The 18,620-nt window shown below is 38.5% G+C and carries 15 protein-coding genes; 3 read left to right on the top strand and 12 right to left on the bottom strand.

The window, feature by feature from the left end:
• On the bottom strand, positions 1-1,128 hold a 1,128-nt coding region (locus BUB05_RS10935), incomplete at its 3' end, for a DEAD/DEAH box helicase (RefSeq protein WP_073049656.1).
• Between the two features lie 500 nt (positions 1,129-1,628).
• On the opposite strand from BUB05_RS10935, the gene BUB05_RS10940 reads away from it, so the two are divergent.
• Positions 1,629-2,843 (top strand): ATP-binding protein, encoded by a 1,215-nt coding sequence (locus tag BUB05_RS10940; protein ID WP_073049657.1) that lies wholly within the window; start codon positions 1,629-1,631, stop codon positions 2,841-2,843.
• A gap of 102 nt (positions 2,844-2,945) precedes the next feature.
• Here BUB05_RS10940 and BUB05_RS10945 read toward each other — a convergent pair whose 3' ends face one another.
• The 4 genes from BUB05_RS10945 to BUB05_RS10960 all read right to left on the bottom strand — a co-directional run bounded on the left by BUB05_RS10945 (position 2,946) and on the right by BUB05_RS10960 (position 9,125).
• Positions 2,946-3,548 carry a reverse transcriptase domain-containing protein gene (locus tag BUB05_RS10945; RefSeq protein ID WP_094762873.1) on the bottom strand — a complete coding sequence of 201 codons (603 nt, stop codon included), beginning with the start codon at positions 3,546-3,548 and terminating at the stop codon, positions 2,946-2,948.
• Between the two features lie 670 nt (positions 3,549-4,218).
• Positions 4,219-5,607 carry an APC family permease gene (locus BUB05_RS10950; RefSeq protein ID WP_073049658.1) on the bottom strand — a complete coding sequence of 463 codons (1,389 nt, stop codon included), beginning with the start codon at positions 5,605-5,607 and terminating at the stop codon, positions 4,219-4,221.
• A gap of 92 nt (positions 5,608-5,699) precedes the next feature.
• Complete coding sequence (locus BUB05_RS10955) at positions 5,700-6,923, bottom strand: amidohydrolase (RefSeq protein ID WP_073049659.1); 1,224 nt, start codon at positions 6,921-6,923, stop codon at positions 5,700-5,702.
• 264 nt (positions 6,924-7,187) lie between these two features.
• Positions 7,188-9,125 carry an ATP-binding protein gene (locus BUB05_RS10960; protein WP_073049660.1) on the bottom strand — a complete coding sequence of 646 codons (1,938 nt, stop codon included), beginning with the start codon at positions 9,123-9,125 and terminating at the stop codon, positions 7,188-7,190.
• A 978-nt stretch (positions 9,126-10,103) separates the two neighbouring features.
• Between BUB05_RS10960 and BUB05_RS10970 the strand changes: the two genes are divergently transcribed.
• Positions 10,104-10,535, top strand: a complete 432-nt coding sequence (locus BUB05_RS10970; protein WP_073049662.1) for a very short patch repair endonuclease — start codon at positions 10,104-10,106, stop codon at positions 10,533-10,535.
• Between the two features lies 1 nt (position 10,536).
• On the opposite strand, the gene BUB05_RS10975 is transcribed toward BUB05_RS10970, so the two are convergent.
• The 7 genes from BUB05_RS10975 to BUB05_RS11005 all read right to left on the bottom strand — a co-directional run bounded on the left by BUB05_RS10975 (position 10,537) and on the right by BUB05_RS11005 (position 17,127).
• Positions 10,537-11,709, bottom strand: coding sequence for a type II restriction endonuclease (locus BUB05_RS10975; RefSeq protein WP_073049663.1), 1,173 nt, complete (start codon positions 11,707-11,709; stop codon positions 10,537-10,539).
• On the bottom strand, positions 11,690-12,829 hold the full coding sequence (dcm, locus tag BUB05_RS10980) for a DNA (cytosine-5-)-methyltransferase (RefSeq protein ID WP_073049664.1): 1,140 nt from the start codon (positions 12,827-12,829) through the stop codon (positions 11,690-11,692). The genes BUB05_RS10975 and dcm overlap by 20 nt, the downstream gene beginning before the upstream one ends.
• Before the next feature lie 111 nt (positions 12,830-12,940).
• The gene (locus tag BUB05_RS10985) at positions 12,941-13,330 is read right to left on the bottom strand and encodes a (deoxy)nucleoside triphosphate pyrophosphohydrolase (RefSeq protein WP_073049665.1); all 390 of its coding nucleotides are present in this window, start codon (positions 13,328-13,330) and stop codon (positions 12,941-12,943) included.
• 6 nt (positions 13,331-13,336) lie between these two features.
• Positions 13,337-14,089 carry an HNH endonuclease gene (locus BUB05_RS10990; protein WP_175548554.1) on the bottom strand — a complete coding sequence of 251 codons (753 nt, stop codon included), beginning with the start codon at positions 14,087-14,089 and terminating at the stop codon, positions 13,337-13,339.
• A 380-nt stretch (positions 14,090-14,469) separates the two neighbouring features.
• Positions 14,470-14,946 (bottom strand): peptide deformylase, encoded by a 477-nt coding sequence (locus BUB05_RS10995; protein ID WP_073049667.1) that lies wholly within the window; start codon positions 14,944-14,946, stop codon positions 14,470-14,472.
• Positions 14,947-15,027: 81 nt separating this feature from the next.
• Complete coding sequence (locus BUB05_RS11000) at positions 15,028-15,564, bottom strand: guanylate kinase (protein WP_073049668.1); 537 nt, start codon at positions 15,562-15,564, stop codon at positions 15,028-15,030.
• A gap of 255 nt (positions 15,565-15,819) precedes the next feature.
• On the bottom strand, positions 15,820-17,127 hold the full coding sequence (locus BUB05_RS11005; RefSeq protein WP_073049669.1) for a carbohydrate-binding domain-containing protein: 1,308 nt from the start codon (positions 17,125-17,127) through the stop codon (positions 15,820-15,822).
• A 231-nt stretch (positions 17,128-17,358) separates the two neighbouring features.
• Between BUB05_RS11005 and BUB05_RS11010 the strand changes: the two genes are divergently transcribed.
• The gene (locus tag BUB05_RS11010) at positions 17,359-18,582 is read left to right on the top strand and encodes an ammonium transporter (protein WP_073049670.1); all 1,224 of its coding nucleotides are present in this window, start codon (positions 17,359-17,361) and stop codon (positions 18,580-18,582) included.
• The last annotated feature ends 38 nt before the right edge of the window (positions 18,583-18,620 follow it).

An 18,620-nucleotide genomic window follows, 5' to 3' on the forward strand; every position in this document is an offset into this window, starting at 1 on the left:
AAACGGATGGTCCTTTACAACAGCAATCGATTTGGAAATCAGCTTCTGAATGTCAGCAAGCAGTTTCCTTTCCTCATTGTCACAGAAGGAAATAGCAACCCCTCCCTGTCCGGCACGTCCCGTACGCCCTATCCTGTGGACGTAGGTTTCAGCTACTTCAGGCAGATCATAGTTTATTACATGGGACAATTCACTGATGTCAATGCCCCTTGCAGCAATATCTGTTGCAACAAGTATTCTTATCTTCCTATCCTTGAATTCCTTCAAGGCTTGCTGTCTTGCATTCTGAGACTTGTTGCCGTGGATGGCCAGAGCTTTCAATCCGGCTTTTTCAAGTAAAGTCACAATCTTGTTGGCACCATGCTTGGTTCTGGAAAAGACAAGGACAGAATCCATGTCACTGTTTTTCAAAAGGTGGATCAAAAGCTTCGTCTTATCCCTTTTGTCGACCCTGTAAACAGCCTGCTCTATTATTTCAACAGTGGACGATACGGGTGTTATCTCCACCTTCATTGGGTTCCTGAGTATTGAATTGGCAAGCTTCTCGATTTCATCAGGCATGGTTGCAGAAAAGAACATAGTCTGTCTCACTGTCGGTACATGCTTGATTATCCTTCTTACATCGTGAATCATTCCCATGTCAAGCATCATGTCAGCTTCATCCAGGACAAAATACCTGGTTTGCTTAAGACTCACATATTTCTGATTCATCAGATCAAGGAGCCTTCCCGGTGTCGCCACAAGAATATCCACTCCTCCCTTCAATGCCTTTGTCTGGGGATGCTGCGACACACCTCCGTATATAACCAGTGTCCTGACATCCATATACCTGCTATAAGCTTCAAAGCTCTTGCCTATCTGAATGGCAAGCTCCCTGGTCGGTGCCAGAATCAATGACCTGATCTGTCTTTTTCCCTTGTTGCCTCTTTTTTCCCCTGCAACTCCTTGTAAAACAGGTATTGCAAATGCTGCAGTTTTTCCCGTACCTGTCTGGGCACATCCCAGCAGATCCCTGCCTTCCAGCAATGACGGTATGGCCTTTGCCTGTATAGGCGTGGGTTTCTTATATCCTTCTGTTGACAGAGCCATTTGAATAGGCTCAATTATGTTCAAATTCTCAAATAACAATAAATTTTCTCCTTTGTTTCCCGATAATAAAATAAAGAACGCACCGAATGCGTTCTTCTCAGATTTAGTTTAAAAAATGGAATCATTTAAAACAATTCATATTCTCTTACTTACGGATTCATACTTACTCGCTTAAGTATATACCATTAACTGTTAAAAAGCTACAATTATTTTTAATCGAAAATCATTTTCACAAAAGACTCATAATGGTCTTCCGTATAATAGATCAAACCGTCATTTGTAATCCCCTTTATTTTCAATTCCTTTTTCTATAAAATTTTCAATGTTTTTTACGTTATTTACTTCCATTTTTGCAATTCCCTACATTGAGTCTCAAATATAGTCTTTGTTCCAATAAGTAATACTCATGTTCCCGGCACTAAGAGCTTTTAAATTATACCATGCAAACATATATTTTTTAGAAATTTGTCGATTATACTAGTCAAACTTATTGATTTTTTGTTTATATCAAGTATAATTATAGCAAGGAGGTATTAATAATGATTACTCGAGCCCAATACCTTAACAAACTAATAAACTGGAAAGACAAACCTTTGATCAAGGTTATCACAGGAGTAAGAAGATGTGGAAAATCTTCATTGCTTTTGCTGTTCAAAGACTATCTGAAAGACATTCAGGTTGATGATCAGCATATAATTCATATGAATTTTGAATCCATGTTGTTTAATGAAATAAATGATTACAGAGAACTATATCAAAAGATAGCCGCAACCATAGGGACCTCATCTGAAAAACATTATATCCTATTAGATGAAATACAACTGATTGACAGGTGGGAAAAATGCATCAATGGATTGATGGTAGATCACAATGTCGACATCTATATAACCGGCTCCAACTCATATTTGCTGTCATCAGAGCTCTCTACTCTCATATCAGGAAGGTACGTCGAAATCAAAATGCTTCCCTTGTCATTTAAGGAATATCTTGATTTTTGCCATGCAAGTCTTGATGATAACAGAAACTCAATAGAAAACAGATTTGAAGAATTCATGAAATATGGCGGATTCCCTTCCCTTGCTGTCTTCGGCAATCAGGAAGAATTTGCCGGTGACCTGCTAACCGGTATTTATAATACGGTTGTTATGAAGGACATAATACAAAGAAACCAGGTTAGGGACCCGACACTTCTGGAAAATCTGATACGTTTTCTTGCAGCCAATGTGGGCAGCATAGTCTCAACAAGAAAAATAAGCAACTACCTCACAAGTTCTGGAAGAAAAGTATCAAGCGACACCATAGACAACTATCTGCGAATGATTGAAAGCAGCTACATAATCTATAAGGCGAGCAGGTATGACTTGAAAGGGAAACTATTTTTAAAGACCCTGGAGAAGTATTATATTGTGGACTCAGGTGTCAGAAACATGCTGGCAGGACCTCGAAACACAGATGAGGGTCATGTCCTCGAAAACATTATTTATCTTGAATTGATTCGCAGAGGCTATGATGTTTCAATAGGAAAAGTAGGCGACCTTGAAGTTGACTTCCTGGCAGTCAAGCAAAGCGAAAAAATATATGTCCAGGTATCATTGACCATACATGACGAATCAACAAGGGAAAGGGAAATCAAACCTCTGAAAGCAATTCGAGACAACTACCCCAAATTCATTATCACCATGGACAAGGTGATATTCGATGATCTTGACGGCATTAAAGTAGTTAACGCAATCGACTTTTTGCTTGAGAAATAACCAATTAAAACAAATGCGGCCATTTCCAAAAATAGCCGCATTCACTTTAAATCATGTTTTATATAATCATGATTTAAAGAAATAACTTCGTTTAAGTTTTTTTCAATACATATTCTCCACTTTCAAGAATCTCTTGATAATTCCAAGAAACTTCCTGTCCGCTATATCATGTTCCAGAAACTTCACCATCCATTCATGGTCTACTGTGTCAAAGAATGATTTTATGTCAGCTTCAACTACATAATTCGTCTTTCTGAACTGAACATCCTCAATTACTTCCTTCACTGCCTGGTGACAGTTGCGGTTCGGCCTGAATCCAAAACTCGAGTCATAGAATTTGGGTTCATAAATTTGCGTCAGTATCTGCGCAACGACATATTCCACCAGTTTATCCTCGTAACTAGATATCCCCAGTGGCCTTTTCTTGTTCTTTCCATCTTTCGGTATGTAGACTCGTCTTGACGGTTTCGGCTTGTAACTTCCGCTTTTCATTCTTCTAACAAGATTTTCCAGGTTTTCCTCCAGATTGGCTTCGTATTCATCCTTGTTAACCTTATCGACACCATATGCCTTGTTCCTGCTCATTTGCTTATGGGCTGACCTCAGCGTGTCGATATTGATGTAGAATGCCAGATTCTGCACCTTTCCGTCGGTTCTGTCTGCTTTTGCAATATTAAACTGTATTCCAAACAATTCATTCAACATGTTTCTCAGCTCTCCAATTTGTCTTCATGTTATGTTAATTATCTGAAACACCAAAGTGTCCACCCCTTCCCTCCATCTGCTTTCACAGGTTTCTACGGTACTATGAGCGAATCGGACTTCCTGCCATACATTTGGTTCCCTGGCGCATTTCTTTGTTTTGGGTTCCATACCTCGTTCCCAAGGATATGACAGGACCTCAGCTGTTCCGATAAACTACTTGTCATCAACCTCGCCAAGCTCTCCGATCGGGGGTAGCCATTTGACTCATTGCCATATCGATTCAAACAGTATTGTCTGCTACGTATACGAGCGCATCGACCTAATCCCTCTAGATAATCATTTCCCAGCTCTATCACTTCACTTGCGTTTCGGCTCGGTTGCTCCCTGTCCTACGCTTAAACCTAATGTCACCACTTCGGTTCCAAGGACTCGGTACGAGGCGGTTGGCTAGACCTTACCTCAGCAGGTTTCCTGCTGTATTTTATCAGCTTACCAAAGCTTGCAGAATTTCTTCCACCCGCTAGGGGAAATCAGCTACGCTGATTTCGCAGCTCGCACCTATATCTATTAATACTCATACTTAATTCAAAATGAATCGATGGTTTATAGTTACACTGCCAAGCACCACATGCAAGACAAGTAGATTAGTGGTAATTAAGAATCCAGTCTTTTAATGCTTTGTATGTGCAGTAGAATTAACACTTAATGTTTCAGAATCCGGCAGCTCGTAACTGACTTCCACATTGACCTTGCCGCTCTTATATCTCACACCACCGAAAATGAATGCAAAGGCTACAACCGCCAGATTTGCCAACAGCAAAGGTATAGGCAATTCAATGGCAGACGTGATTCCTGAGAACACTATTACACCTAAATCAAGTAATACTATTACCATCAGCATAGTATTACTGATATAGAAATCCGACTTTTTCCAAGCCTCAGGCAGTACCTTAGGAAGTCTCAGCAAACACAAAACAATCATAGCCTTAGTAATAGAACCGACTGTAATGGTAATATCGCCGATTACACCTATGTCAATATTCGTCATTATAGGCACAAAGCCAATGACATAGTAGATGCCCAGCAGAATAATGGGCGTTCTGAACTTCGGATGCAGTCTTGCGAGAGATCGGGGATACCAGCCATCACTACAGGCCTGCATCAACGGCTTCGTGCAGGTAGCAATAGCACTGTTTAGAGTCGTCAATAGTGCCATCCATGCGCCTCCGATAACAAAGATATAATACAGTGGTTTGGAAAGAATGGTTTCCGCAACAAGTGTCAAGGGTTTACCTGCGACCTGCTCAACAGGTAGAACGCCGGCGGCAACGATGCCCATAAGCCCATAAAAAACTGCGATACCAAGCGTTGAAATTAGCATGACTCTAGGAATATCTTTTGTAGGGTTCTTCGCTTCTCCACTCAATGCAGTTATATACTGCGCACCATCACAAGTATAGCTCATAAGAACGCTCGCTCTCCACAGACCATAGAAGCCACCGGTCATCCAGCTGGCCTGCTCAAAGTAATTTGGCTCCAACTTCGTTAAGCCAACAACCGTAAAGATTGTCAGGGATATAACTAGCAGCGCCACAGCCAGATTTTGTATCTTCGCAAAGATATTGACACCAAAAACGTTAATTACAAACAGAATTGTCAATATGCCAAGTGCGATGGCATTTCTTGTGAAACTGGGTAAAAAGGGCATTGCATAATCAGCAAAGGAAAGCGCATACATGGACAGCGTAACGCTAGTAAGCAGAGAAATCATGGAGTAGGTTCCTGTCCATCTTGGTCCCAAAAAAGTACCAACCATCGTATAGTCACCACCTCTGTATCTTGCAACCGAGTTCAGGAAGATCTGCGGAGATCTTGCCAACAGTATAATTAAACCACCGATTAAAAAAGCTATAAAAACTGATCGTCCTGTACGTTCGATGCCCCATCCCGTCAGCGACATGATGCCTGAACCAATGATAGATCCGGCAGCTATTGCCATGAGATCCCAAAATCCCAAAACTCTTTTTAAATTTTTCGTAGATGTTAGTTTTTCCTTCATTTTTACTCCTTTCTTCTAGTCAAACCAACGCTTCAAACGCTGATTTGACAGATACTGTAACGGCCCACATCGCACAATGCTGAACCATTAAATTATTCTGTATAATTCCTAGCGAACTCAGACTTGATTCTTTCAAGTTCCTCGAGATTTGATCCGATTCTGTAACCCGTAAGCGCCATAAGCTTGCCTGCCAAAATACTCTGATCAATAGGATACTCATTACTCGTCAGTTCAGCCGTTTCGTCAGCATGTCCAACTGGCGTCGGTTCGTTATCTTCCACAATAGGGAACGTTATTTCAACTGTAGGAATCTTATAAGCTACACATCCCAGATCGGAAGACGCCTTCGGTAAATTACCAAAGGTAAATCTAGTTTTATCTATACCAAGATCTGTAGCGTAATTTGCCGTTAGTTGATAAAGACTGGGAACTGGTGTAGCTGAATACCAAGGCGCATCCCACTTATATATAGCAGTTGTGTCCGTCATCAACTCAGCACCCTTAATGGTGTTATCAACCCTCTTCATCAATGCATTCAGTTCAGCGGAATCATTTGTCCTCAGCTCTACATTAAGCGTTGCAAGATCCGGAACGGAATTAGCTGCTGTTCCACCCTTTGAGATGATATAGTGGATCCGGTTAGTTTCCAGCATATGTTCTCTTAAAAACTCCAAACCTAAAGTTGTAAGAATAACCGCATCCAAGGCACTTCGTCCCTTTTCCGGAGAAGATGAAGCATGGGATGATTTGCCCTTAAAGGTCAACCAATTATCATGCGTAGGCCAAACAATAGCTTTTCCAGTCACTTCGGAACCCCAGTCTGCGCCATAATGGCTGGTAATCATAATATCCACTTCATCCATGTATCCGCCTTCCAAAATATAATGCTTGGAGCCTTCTAGTTCTTCTGCGGGAGTTCCATATACGATGACCGATCCCTTTGTTTGAAACACTTCTTTAAGTCCCAGCGCAGCCGCAAATCCGGCAGAAGCAATCAGGTTATGGCCGCAAGCGTGGCCATTAGGCAAAGCATCATACTCAAGCATGAAACCAATAGTCGGGCCATCCTCTTTACCTTCGTATACAGCCTTAAATGCTGTTGGCATATCAATTTCATGGTCAAACTTGGGATGCTTTCCCACCAAACCTCTTTGTACCTGAAAGCCTTCCTTTTCCAGCGCATCCATAATCAGCACCGAAGAACGAAACTCTTCCCATCCAACTTCCTTGAATTCCCATATTTTCTTGGCAATCATGTGAGTTTTTTCTCTGTTGCTGTCGATGACTTCCATCATCCGCTTTTCTTCATAAATCATTTCTTCTTCACTCCTTCTTTATTATAATTATTGTATTTTTCTCCAGCCGCCAAGTTTCAGCAGCTATTCTTCAATAATAACCCCATGCCGTTAAAATTGCGTTAATATTTGCCATGTTTTTATGAATTTTTTTTAAAAAAACAGACTACAGATTTCCAAAATTGAAAATCTGTAGTCTAGATAGCTTCTCATTGAAATCGAAAACACCAATTTAATGAAAGTTTCTTACTGTGCCCTTGCAAAATACGCAAGATATCTATTATGTCATATGTCATTTTGACAGTTCCTCAAAACATTTGCTCTTTCCACATCACCACCGTATTCATAATGCCGTACCGTAAACGGAAGCAATACCTGCCACCTTTCCCCATCCTTCTGCTTTTCATAGAATTCAGCAACAGCATGATGCCAAAGTCTTCTTTTTCCCATAGAAAGGTGCTGATAGACGTAGTCTTTATAAAACTGGTGTCTGAATTTGTAAATAATATTATCGCGCAATATCTGCTCCGTCACAAAACGGTTCAGTACCAGCCGTTCCAGCACTTCGATTAGTTCCATACGATCCATTTCTACCAGCAGTTCCAAATCTTCCAAATCCGCATGTTTCAGATGAATTGACAAAGCATCCAATACCTTTCTTTGCTTTTTTGTGAGTTTTTCCAGTTGCAGCTGAATCAACATGTTAATCCTTGGTAGTGGGCTGCCTTCCTTCCACCCTTCTTGACGAATCATATTCAGCGTATCCATAAGTACCAGCGGATTACCATCCGTGCGCAGGAATATTTCATGGGCATTGATCCCAACATCCCGTCGGTCCCTCAATACATCCTTCATAATTTCTTCTGTTTCTTTATCCGTGAAACACAAAAGAGGAAGAGTTGTCGTAATATGTCGTTCATTCAACGCAACCAGAAGGCCCCGAATGTCCTGCGCCTCACTGATACGGCAGGTCGCTACCATAAAAATCTGACGGTTGCCAAGCTCTATCATAATTCTCTGCAAAAGCCGCCGACTGAAAGTATCCATCCAGTGCAAACTGTCTATATATAAAATAATCTTCCACTGTCCAGCAAGCTCCTTCATAAGATTCAAAATTTCATTCTCCAGTTCTATATAGCTGAAATGCTCCTCGTTTCCCCCACAAACCGTTTCCGTATTCTCTGACACCACCCCCATCTGTACAAGCGGAATCACCTTTGTACTGCTTTCGGTGAGACTGATCTTTCTTGTATTAAGAAGATCCTCCAACTGATTGAAACAATCTCGCCACGCTCTCAAGGGAACTTTCGATTCTGCACTGTAACAATGTGAGACAAGTTCCAATACGCCCATATCACGGTTCATTTCAAAAATCTGCTTCATAAGAGCACTCTTACCGACACCTACTTCGCCTTCAATGATTATCGACTTAGATGGTTCATTACTTAAAAACCAAAAAATTTGTTCATCAATATATTGAAGCTCCTTTAGCCGCCCGAAGAAATGGTCATTGTGATTCTTCTTTCGTCTTAGAGATACTTTTTTTCGATGGAACAACGTTCTAAACAGTAATTCTACCGCATGGGAAGGTTTTTCATCCAAACAAGTGCGCAGACATTTTGCATAATCATGGTATAATTGGATTCCCAAATCATATTGCTCCACTTGTGCATAACACCTCATACCAGTCAGTACCATATCCTCATCCCAAGGTTTCCAATACTTCCATGTATCAATCAGACGGCGCAATTTGGATGCTCGGCATACTGAAGGATCTTTCAACTGTGTTTTAATATATTCCAGATTCCTAGAAATCTGGATTTGCCTTTTGTTTTCTACCCACTCTTCAAAGTCTTGGCAGTTTTTTACATAAAAAAAATCCAAAAACCTCTCTTTGTAGAAAGAAAACTCAACATCAGATACGTCCCAATCTGTACGTATCTCGGATTTTAAATTTAGCTTAAGATCATTTTTCCCATGTTGCAGAATAACATCCTTTCCCATGCAGCGCCTAATCTGAAAAATGGCTTGTCGCAGGTTTTTACGCCCGGTAGCTTCGTCGCAAGAACCCCAGAAAACTGAAATAAGTTCATCTCGGTTGGTTTTTTTCTCTACACAAAGATAATAAAAAATTCCTTCCGCTTTGCGATATGGAAAATGAACAACCTCACCCTTATTGAAAACACTTGGTATCCCAAGAAGTGTTACTTGATATCCTGACATAACTGCAACTCCTTTATTTTTTCTAATTCTTTAACATAAATGGTACCAAAAATGATCAGAGCAAGAAACGACCTATAGGTCGTTTCAACGCTTATTCTCTCTATCAACATCCCAGATATAGTCCTAAGGCATGATAAGTCACGGTAAGTAACCAGCATTTCCCCGAAATCATCTCCCCAAAGGGCAAACACAAACTTCTTCATCATAAGCTAGTCCAAACCTTATGCATATAATACATATCAATTACCCTTAAACTATGATATTAATTAAACTCTACTGATTTCGGCCATTTTAGTATACCATATTTACTCACTAACTGAAATATTGATGTATATCTATGGTTGCTTTAATTTACTCATACTTCGCACATAGATTTTGTCTATACACCTTGAAAATTCAATACCTGGCATTAATTCAGTTGTCAAAGTTCAGCTAAAATCAGACTATTTGAAGTCTATTTTTAAAAACCGAAGGGATAACATTAATAAAGTTATCCATAAGTTCGTTTATCTTCTCTTCTGGTAGTCCACCATTTTCTGAAACTACTCCTTTGAACAATTGAAGTAACGTAAGTGTCCAATAAGACAGTGGATAGATTTCCCTAAATATTCATGAAATAATTGCCTAAACAGAATGTTAAGAGTTTTTCGAGTTAGTCGAAAAACTCCAAAGGAGGTTTAGTAAGTTATTAGACAGGCACGGTTTTCTTTCTTGGCATAGTGTGTTATCAATGTTAAAGAATTATTTTTTAGCAAAAAAGAAGAAATTGGAATCATTAATTCTATCCCAATAACTAAAAAAAACAAATATTCATACCAGTTTAATCCTCGTATTATTGTAATGTGTAAGTTTCTAACTTCTTTCTTATACACATAAAGAAACCGTTCAATCATATATTTCCTTCCATATTTTACTAGTAATATAATTATATTTATTATACAATTTATTAAAATCTAAACACTTTCATTGAGGTTAATAATGGATATAATTTCAAAAGAAGCTCGAAGTAAAAATATGTCAAAAATCAAAAGCAAAAATACAAAACCGGAAATTGAAGTCAGAAAAATTTTACACTCAATGGGTTATCGGTTCAGTTTAAATAAAAAAACACTACCTGGTAAACCTGATATATGGTTAAAAAAATATAATACTGCTATCTTTGTTCATGGATGTTTCTGGCACAGACATGAAAATTGTAAACTAGCTTATACCCCAAAAACCAGAACTGCTTTCTGGACTGACAAATTCAATAAAACAATTATGCGTGATAAAATGAATGTTGAAAAATTAAAAGAAATGGGAATAAGTGTCTTAGTAATCTGGGAATGCGAAATATTCAACAAATCCGATCCTGATCATAAAAATTTAAAAAATATATTAGACAGTTTTTTGAAGAAACAGATCAAGTAAATCACATTTGCTTTTCTTTTACAAGTCGAATAAAAGTCTTTAGATCAAGCAAGTCATTTCTATACTCTTTTGGATAAGCATTATGATAAACCTTTGGAACAACTAGAGTCACCTTATAATCAGTCATTTCCTTTAATTGAGATTTTGAAATGCCTTGTTGGAGAGTAAATAAATGTTTTTCTTCAATTTTATCTGCTTCATTTAATATTTGCCTCCACCTGTCTTTGCATGTAGTTTTTACTCCTAGAAACGTTAAATTATCAATCTCAATATTTGTCATGGCATTAACATATTCCTGTTCTCCCGGGAAAATAAAATCAGGTCTTTTTCTTCCTTCTATCTTAGCTTGTGCTGTAAACTTTAATCTATTATATTCAAAAACTTTCTTCAAGTGGTGTTCTAAAGATTTTCCAGCTCTGCTTTTTCTTCTATTCAGTACACTATTTGCAACTTGAATAAAGCTTTCAACACTATCAAATGGAGTTTTCAATATATCAGAATAAACATACAATTCTATACTCTTAAATAATTCATATTCTATGTCTAACCATTTAATTATTTCATTATCTGGCTGTTCAGAAATACGCCTAATATTATGTCCATTAATAGCATAATAGAATTCCCTTGCCTTATCTGCGACATCAATAGTTACAGGAAAATTTCCATCAATTTTTCTAAGATAGTCATTAAAAAGTCTATTTCTTAATTCATAATCATTAAAGCCTGATTCAATAATTTTATTTGTTTCAACTGATGTCATTCCTAGAGCACTAAAAAAACCTTCATACTCTTCTTCTGTTTCTAAAACATATGCGGAGTACTCTTCTTTATTTTTCTTACATAATATAAAAAGAGCTCCTAAATATTCATCTTTCAGAAAAGGAAATCCTCTCCCAAATCTAGTAATCCTATATTCATTTCTAGTACCCACACCGTAATAAACAAATCGGCTTTTTGTTATAAAATCATCCTGCCACTCAATATCAATGTAATTCTCTTTCCTCTCACCCTTTTTACCTTCTTCATCAAAAAGTATACTAAATGAATTTTTAGGTATATAAATCCCTGCCTGATGCGCACCGGTACTACCAGTGTCATTTGCTGATAGAAATTTACAAAATGCAATTTCAGAATCCTTAACAGAATTTATTGCTTTAAATAATAACTCGCTCATCCTCTATGTACTCCATTTTATCTATATGATTTATAATACTCTCAGCTAAATGTGCAATCAATGGAACAACAACAGAATTACCAAATTGTTTATATGCCTGAGTATTTGAAACAACTATTTTAAATTTTTCTGGAAATCCTTGTAATCTTGCACATTCTCTTGGAGTTAGTCTTCTCGGATTCTTGTTTTTTTGTGGTATTAATATCTCAGATCCGTCTTTATAATATCTAGCACTTAATGTTCTTGTTGTACCATTAAGGTCTGCTAAACCATAACCGAAGCCATTACCCTTAGCCTTATGCTTAGCTGCATAATTCTGCAAATAGTTCCAGAGCTTATCGGAAAGAGTGTATTTATCATCAACATTTTTTTCTAGAATATTGGATAGCACAATTTTTGATCTAGGAAGATCTGGAAATACATAATTAATTTCATTTCCAAAATAATCTTTATCAAACCCAATAATAAAGATTCTCTCCCTATGCTGCGGTACAAAAGATTTACCATCAATTACTTCATACGATATATCATAATTCATTTCCCTTAATGTTTCAGAAATAATCTTAAATGTATTTCCTTTATCGTGCGACTTTAGATTTTTTACATTCTCAAGGAGAAAAGCTTTTGGTCTTTTCTCATTAAGTATTCTTACAATGTCAAAAAACAACGTTCCTTGTGTTTTATCCATAAATCCATGATTTCGACCCATACTATTCTTCTTTGATACTCCAGCAATCGAAAAGGGTTGGCATGGGAAACCTGCTACTAGAATATCATGATTCGGAACTGTTCTTTCATCTATTAAAGTAATGTCTCCATCTGGTAAATCCCCATGATTTGAAAAATATGTTTTTTGACTATATTTATCCCATTCAGAAGAAAAAACACATCTGCCTCCGACTGATTCAAATGCTATTCTCATTCCACCTATTCCAGCAAAAAGATCAATGAATTTAAATCTGCTATCATCATCTTCATAATCTTCATTGATCCTGCTTATATATTGAGATAAAGTTTCATTCACTATTTCCTGTATTGATGTCTTTTTCTGATCTGCCAAATCACTAATTGTATCATAAATATTATCTTCAACGGTTATATGTAATTTTTTCTTGCTCATTTTATGCCTCCAGGTATTATCATATACCAATTATAACCCAGATTTGCGAATAAAGCAAGAACGTATATTCGATTTTTGCATTTAATTGCACTAATCATTAGTAATAGTAATCTAGTTATTTTTCATCAATTTCTCTACAATTGGTTTATCTGCTTCAGCCCAGTCAAGACTGGCAAGTTCTTCAACATCAAGCCAACAAGAATCTACATGCTCATTTAATACGATCTCTTCATCAGCAGCCTTGCAAACATATCCGTGCATAACAAGATCAAAAGAACTGTATTGATGGTTAACAGTCATGAGATAATTACAAATCTTAACTTCAATCTCAAGTTCCTCTTTAATTTCACGCACCAATGCTTCTTCATTGCTTTCTCCATCTTCAAGCTTGCCGCCAGGGAATTCCCATTTCAGAGCAGTTTCCCCTTTGTCAGGGCGCTGGGTGCAAAGTATTTTGTTGTCTTTTTTTATTATGGCGGCTACTACTTCTATTGGTTTCATGGGACCTCACTTCATGAATATTTCATTTCTATGGTAACTAAGATACTGATAATTTTCATGAGAAAATTCACATGAAATACCCGATTCAATCATCAACTTTTTATTATCTGTATACTCAGATAATTTTGGAGATAATATCAAAGAACCTTCACCATTAAAACTAATCCAACCCTTGTCAAATAACTTATCATGATTTGGGCATAATAATAAACCATTGTTTACATCTACTCTTTCACTGTTATTACTCTTTTTCCAAGGCTTTATATGTGATGCTACCAACAAATTCTTGTTTTCAATTCCACAAATAATGCAATCGTCAAAACGTTCTAATAACCTGTTACGAAATTTCCCCTGAGTAAGTCTCTGTTTCACATATCCTTCGCGTTCACTCTCAGAAATATACATATTCTTCGATTCATCATAACGATATTCGTATTCATCTTTCAAATTAATCATAGTATCAATTTTAAAGTCTAATTCTTTTTCTACACGAGCTATACATTCGAATCGAGTTTTCTCATACACTTCTTCCCTTCTATGTGAAGGAATTGAGAGTTCAAACCAGAATTCTCCATTACGATAACAACTGAACTTGCCCCAATATCTCATAGGATTAACTCTAATTAAATATGCTACTTTCTTTACATCATATTTCTTCCTTAAATCTTCTTTCCCTTTATCCGCAAAGGCTAAATTCTTCACATCTTCGTTATCTACCATAAATCTGTAAAAATAAGGAGCAACTTCTTCTGGTTTCACCGGTTTCCACCATTCATCAGGACCTCTTTCGAGCATAGCTAATAGGAGTACGTGTTTATACACTTTTACTCCATGTGATCTATCAATTTTATTTTTCTTATTTGTTCATACCAGAGATTATAATCCATATCTTACCTTCTAAACATTACTATAATAATCAAAAACACAGCTATCCTAAGGATACCTGCGTTCACTATTGAAATTCCATCTTATCTATTATATTTTCACCCATTCTACTTCCCCCAAAGCACTAATGATTCATTTCCCCGTTTCATTCATTAGTATACGAATTTTCTTACATTATCTATTCTATACCCACAAACCTTGAATTTCAACCACTCTTTGCACAAAACCTCGCAAAATTCAACCTAAATTTTGTATCATTTATAGAAAAACGATTTGTTGTCCACGACTCTCATTGTTGCAAGTATTCCATCAAGGTGATCATACTCGTGCTGTATGAGTTCCGACAAGTCATCTTCCAGATCCATTGTCTTCCTTTCCCAATTCTCATCCATATACACCAACCTGCATCTCTTATACCTCAGCACCTTTACCAGAAGTCCTGGAAAGCACATGCAGTCATCCATGACTTCCATTTTCTCTTCTGATTCGAATTCCAGTACAGGATTGATCATAATTGTAGGCGTACCTGTATTCATATAGATCAGTCTCTTGAAATACCCTATTTGCGGTGCAGCTATGGCCCTTCCTGATCCATATTTTTCCCTGAAGTCCATCATGGTATCGTGAAGATCTCCGGCTACTTTCTTTATCTCATCCAAATCCTCTTTCCTGCATTCAACACTCTTCTGATACAGCCTCTCATCACCCAAAAGCATAATTTCCCTGATCATCTTCTACCTCCTAGTTTTATCTCACAACACTAGTTAAGTTGATTCATGTGTTATTGGATATATAAACGGTTCAATTGTATATCAAATCAAGCCCTTCTTCAAATATCCAAGGATATCTTTGGCACTGTTCCAGTTAGCCCTTGAGTTGTTTATAATAAGGTCTGAAGTCTTGATTATCTCTTCTATTTCCCTTTCATATGAAGCAAGTCTTCTTGAAACATCAGACTCATTTCTGTCCATCATCCTTTCCTCACATTCCTCAAAAGGAGCTACCACTCCAATGACAAGAACTCTTTCCACGAGAAGCTCCTTAAGCTTCACGGCACCGTTGTTGTCGACTATTATTGTGGCCAGGCCCTTGCTGTCCATCACTTCAGTAAGTGATTCTATGCCTGTCGCGTAAATGTTGCCGTTGTATTCCGTAAATTCCAGCAGCTTTCCTTTGTCGTAAAGCTCCAAAATTATTTCCCGGGAAATGAAATGATAATCAACGCCGTCTTTCTCACCTTCCCTGGCTTTTCTGCTGGTAAATGTTACAATCCTGTCAAGTTCCATGGAATCCCGCAGCGTCGATTTTCCCGATGCGCTTGGTCCCATGAATGCAATTATATTTATCATGACGGCTCCTCCTTACAATTTAATTTCTTCTACTTTAGATTGTAATACTTTAGAGAATAAGCATCAACAATAATCAAAAAACAAAGAAAAAATCCACAAACCTTTTGCAGTCTGCGGACCTTTCACAATAAAATAAGGGGAGGAGAGTTTAAATCTATCGGTATTTAGTTAAATTCATATGTTATTTGAATACAATACAAGTATACATGTCAAACCTTAATTTAAGCTTGAATAATACTTGATTTGTATTATTTTTTACCTTCCATGCTTTCCTTTTCCACCCATCTGTTCCTGAGTTATTTCCGTTACAACTTCACCATTTACCATTACAGTGCCGCCGTTCAATTCTACTGTGCCGTCGGCATCATAGGATGATCCTGATGTATTTACGTTGATTGTTCCCCCGTTTAAGTAAATGCTTCCGTTTGAATCAAATCCATCCGTATCTCCAGATGCCATTGTTACATTTATATCCCCGTCATTGACTTCGATGACTACGCTGTAGGCTGTGCTCTTTCTTGCTGCATTTATGCCGTCGTCAGTGGAGTATATGTCTATTTCTCCGCCGTTTATCTGAACATATGTCCCTTCAATACCTTCTGTACACGTCTCTATGTTGATGGTTCCACCGTCGACCTGAACTGCACTTGTACCTCTTATCGCATCGTCTGCAGCGGTTATATTCAATGTACCGTTCTGGATGTAGATATATCCAAGAGCATCGTCGTCGTCATTTTCACTGTGCAGGGCGTCCTTGTCAGTAACTATACTTATGTACCCGTCATAGATTCTTATGGAGTCATTTGCCTCAAGACCGTCCAGACTTGAAGTTATTGCATATTCTCCACCGGTTATTTTAAGGTCGTCTTTTGAGGTTATTCCATTACCTTCAGCCGAAACGACTTCCAGCCTTCCTGTACCGTTCAGCACAAGGTCCGATTTTGAAAAGACAACTGCATCGAGATTGGTGTCTCCATCAGCTTCATAGGTACCTGAAACTTCCATATAGTTGTCGCTGTCTGTTGTAGTTACAAACACCTTGTCTCCGGACTTTACATAGATTGCCGGCGAGTCTTCATTCGTTATGCTTACACCGTCAAGCACTATCTGCACCTTTGCTTCATCGTCGACTTCAACTACAACGGTGACGTCTTCCGCCTGTCCACTCAGTACGTATACTCCCTCTTCAACTATATTCACATCGCTTCCGCTTGCAAGACTGATGTATTCTGCACCGTCAAGGTCTGCCGTCTGCTCCAGGTCCCTGTCCGTGAACATGTCTGCCGTATCCAGAAGGGATCCTTCCACAGGCGTTGTATCAGCAGCAATGCCTCCTGCCATTGGGTTCCCGCCAGTGGGCATTTGCGCTCCATCGGACGGCATCCGGTCTCCATCTTGAGGCACTTCACCTATCTCCGGCGGAGTCTGTTCATCCACTTCCGTATTTTCCACAGTTTGATCAACTGTCGCCTCTTCTGTTTCCACCTCTTCAGTCGTACATCCTACGGCAGATACCGCCAGCATCAGTGCCAATCCTATCGCTATGATATTTTTCTTGTTCATTGTTTTCCTCCTTTATGTCTTCCATGGCTATATTATCTACTACAAAAGTGGATTCTAAATGAATGGAATCTGAATTCTATGTGAACTTTGTAAAATGCATAATTATTACGCCTTCCACCTCTTCCAGGAAACCGTTTATCCTCCGGCATGTTGAAATGTGTACATTTGCTGTATTGACATTCATTCATAAATTTCATATAATTGTAACATTATACTATCGAAGGAGGAAATATGGATAATTTTATAATTAATTCCATGTGGGTGTTAATAGCAAGCGTGCTTGTATTTCTCATGCATGCCGGTTTTGCTATGGTCGAAGTCGGATTCACCCAGGCAAAAAATGCAGTAAACATAATCATGAAGAACTTTGTTACTGTATCTGTAGGCGTTATGTGCTATTATTTTATTGGTTACGGAATAATGTACGGCAATGATTTTTTAGGTTTATTTGGTACGGACATGTTTATGCTTATAAACAGACCTGCCGAGACGGCAGGAATTTCATTTGAAGTGTTCTTTTTCTTTCAGGCCATATTTGCGGCAACCTGTGCTACAATAGTGTCAGGTGCAATGGCTGAAAGGACAAAGTTCATTTCATACATAATCTTCTGTTTTGTTGCTACACTGTTGATCTACCCCGTCATAGGACACTGGATCTGGGGTGGAGGCTTCCTTGCGGAGAAGCTCCATTTCATGGACTTTGCAGGAGGAACTGCGGTACATGCAGTAGGTGGTGTTTCAGCCCTTGCCGGCGCATGGCTCGTCGGAGCAAGAAAAGGAAAGTACAAGAATGGGGTTGCCCACGCAATACCCGGACACAATATTCCGCTAGGTGCTCTGGGAGTGCTGATACTGTGGTTCGGCTGGTTCGGATTCAATCCCGGAAGCACCCTTGACATTACTTCGCCGGCTACTGCCCATTCAGCCATCACTACATTGTTAAGCGGTGCAGCAGCTACTCTCAGTGCGCTTGTATGGAGTACTGTCAAATATGAAAAGCCTGATGCAGCCTTAACTCTTAACGGCGCTCTTGCAGGTCTTGTAGGCATCACTGCCGGTGCAAATGTAATATCATTCTGCGGAGCAATAATCGTAGGTCTCATAAGCGGTATACTCATGCTTTATTCGGTGGAAATCATAGACCAGAAACTGAAGATAGACGATCCAGTTGGAGCGATATCGGTTCATGGAGTGTGCGGTATCTTCGGCACAATTGCCATTGGACTGTTTTCAACTGCAGAAGGTGCAGAAGGACTGTTCTTCGGAGGAGGTTTCTCTCAGCTGTTGAGGCAGATATCAGGAGTGGCGATAGCATGTTCGGTGGCCTTTGTCATTTCATACATAACCTTCACAATCATAAAGAAAACCATAGGATTGAAGGTTCACGAACATGAAGAAGTGCATGGCCTGGATGCCATAGAACACGGCATATCTGCATATATCAAGCTGCATTAGATCCAGTAATAATTATTACCTGTATGGTATTAAATGAT

The organism is Dethiosulfatibacter aminovorans DSM 17477 (assembly GCF_900142005.1).
GTDB classification, from domain to species: domain Bacteria; phylum Bacillota; class Clostridia; order Tissierellales; family Dethiosulfatibacteraceae; genus Dethiosulfatibacter; species Dethiosulfatibacter aminovorans.

Bases quoted from the DNA above. Each gene is read 5' to 3' on its own strand.
- BUB05_RS10940 (WP_073049657.1), top strand. From the start codon at position 1,629: ATGATTACTCGAGCCCAATACCTTAACAAACTAATAAACTGGAAAGAC.
- BUB05_RS10945 (WP_094762873.1), bottom strand. From the start codon at position 3,548: ATGTTGAATGAATTGTTTGGAATACAGTTTAATATTGCAAAAGCAGAC.
- BUB05_RS10950 (WP_073049658.1), bottom strand. From the start codon at position 5,607: ATGAAGGAAAAACTAACATCTACGAAAAATTTAAAAAGAGTTTTGGGA.
- BUB05_RS10955 (WP_073049659.1), bottom strand. From the start codon at position 6,923: ATGATTTATGAAGAAAAGCGGATGATGGAAGTCATCGACAGCAACAGA.
- BUB05_RS10960 (WP_073049660.1), bottom strand. From the start codon at position 9,125: ATGTCAGGATATCAAGTAACACTTCTTGGGATACCAAGTGTTTTCAAT.
- BUB05_RS10970 (WP_073049662.1), top strand. From the start codon at position 10,104: ATGGATATAATTTCAAAAGAAGCTCGAAGTAAAAATATGTCAAAAATC.
- BUB05_RS10975 (WP_073049663.1), bottom strand. From the start codon at position 11,709: ATGAGCGAGTTATTATTTAAAGCAATAAATTCTGTTAAGGATTCTGAA.
- dcm (WP_073049664.1), bottom strand. From the start codon at position 12,829: ATGAGCAAGAAAAAATTACATATAACCGTTGAAGATAATATTTATGAT.
- BUB05_RS10985 (WP_073049665.1), bottom strand. From the start codon at position 13,330: ATGAAACCAATAGAAGTAGTAGCCGCCATAATAAAAAAAGACAACAAA.
- BUB05_RS10995 (WP_073049667.1), bottom strand. From the start codon at position 14,946: ATGATCAGGGAAATTATGCTTTTGGGTGATGAGAGGCTGTATCAGAAG.
- BUB05_RS11000 (WP_073049668.1), bottom strand. From the start codon at position 15,564: ATGATAAATATAATTGCATTCATGGGACCAAGCGCATCGGGAAAATCG.
- BUB05_RS11005 (WP_073049669.1), bottom strand. From the start codon at position 17,127: ATGAACAAGAAAAATATCATAGCGATAGGATTGGCACTGATGCTGGCG.
- BUB05_RS11010 (WP_073049670.1), top strand. From the start codon at position 17,359: ATGGATAATTTTATAATTAATTCCATGTGGGTGTTAATAGCAAGCGTG.